Origin of the sequence: Roseicella aerolata (genome assembly GCF_020523605.1) — a bacterium.
Taxonomy (GTDB): domain Bacteria; phylum Pseudomonadota; class Alphaproteobacteria; order Acetobacterales; family Acetobacteraceae; genus Paracraurococcus; species Paracraurococcus aerolatus.
In genome coordinates, this window is record NZ_JAJAQI010000153.1 from 1 (window position 1) to 1,254 (window position 1,254).

General features: G+C 66.7%; 1 protein-coding gene. It reads left to right on the plus strand.

Features of this window, described 5'->3' with window-relative positions:
* Positions 1–32: 32 nt before the first annotated feature.
* On the plus strand, positions 33–1,118 hold the full coding sequence (locus tag LHA35_RS28285) for an IS5 family transposase (protein ID WP_226615184.1): 1,086 nt from the start codon (positions 33–35) through the stop codon (positions 1,116–1,118).
* Positions 1,119–1,254 lie beyond the last annotated feature (136 nt).

The following is a 1,254-nucleotide window of genomic DNA, read 5'->3' on the forward strand; positions in this document are numbered from 1 at the left end:
ATTCCCTACCCCCGGCAGCGAGCGGGGTGAGGATGCGTGGCAGTGATGCGGTGGTTGGGTCGCTGTTCAGCTACGTGGATTTGGAACAACGGGTCCGGGCCGACCATCCGCTGCGGGTGATCCGGGGCATCGTCAATGCAGTGCTGACCGACTTATCGGCCAAGTTCGACACGCTCTACTCGCCATTCGGCCGGGAATCGATCCCGCCCGAGCGGCTGTTACGCGCCCTGCTGCTGCAAGCCTTCTACTCAATCCGTTCGGAGCGCCAGCTTGTGGAGCGGATCGAGTTCGATCTGCTGTTCCGCTGGTTCGTCGGCCTCGGCGTCGATGATCCGGTGTGGGATGCCACGACCTTCACCAAGAACCGTGACCGCCTGCTGGCGGGCGACGTGGCGGTGCAGTTCCTCGCCACGGTGCTGATCCAGCCGAAGGTCAAGGCCTTGCTCTCCACCGAGCACTTCTCGGTGGATGGCACGCTGTTGGAGGCTTGGGCCAGCACCAAGAGCTTCCGACCGAAGGATGGCTCCGGGCCGCCGCCCGATGCCGGGCGCAACGGCGAGCAGGATTTCCATGGCCAGAAGCGCAGCAATGACACGCACGCCTCGACCACCGACCCGGATGCCCGGCTGTATCGCAAGGGGCGCGGCAAGGAGGCCAAGCTGTCGTTCATGGGGCATGCCCTCATGGAGAACCGCAATGGGCTGATTGTCGGCGCTGTGGCCACGCGTGCCTCGGGCCATGCCGAGCGGCTGGCGGCGCTGCATCTGGTCGAGCCGCACGCCGACCGGCCGCAAAGGGTCACGCTGGGCGGCGACAAGGGTTTCGATACCCAGGACTTCGTCGCCGAACTGCGCGAGATCAACGTGACCCCGCATGTGGCGCAGAACACCAGCAACGGACGCCATTCGGCCATCGATGGCCGCACCACGCGCCACCCCGGCTATGCGATCAGCCTGCGGATCAGGAAGCGGATCGAGGAGGCGTTCGGCTGGGCCAAAACCGTGGCCGGACTGCGCAAGGCGCGCCACCGGGGGCTGGCCAAGATCGACTGGCAGTTCACCTTCGCCATGGCCGCCTACAACCTGATCCGCCTGCCGAAGCTGCTGGCGGCCGCATGACGCCCGGAGTCTGCCCAAAGGGAGCGCCGCTGGCGCCGGAAACGTGTTTCTGGCAGCCGCCACGCGGCAGCGGGCGCATGGAAGGTCCGCCGGAGCCTACCGCACCCGCCGATCCTGCGCGCTTTTCAGCAGCCTG

Excerpts from the sequence above, each read along its gene's own strand:
- LHA35_RS28285 (WP_226615184.1), top strand. The coding sequence starts at position 33 with ATGCGTGGCAGTGATGCGGTGGTTGGGTCGCTGTTCAGCTACGTGGAT.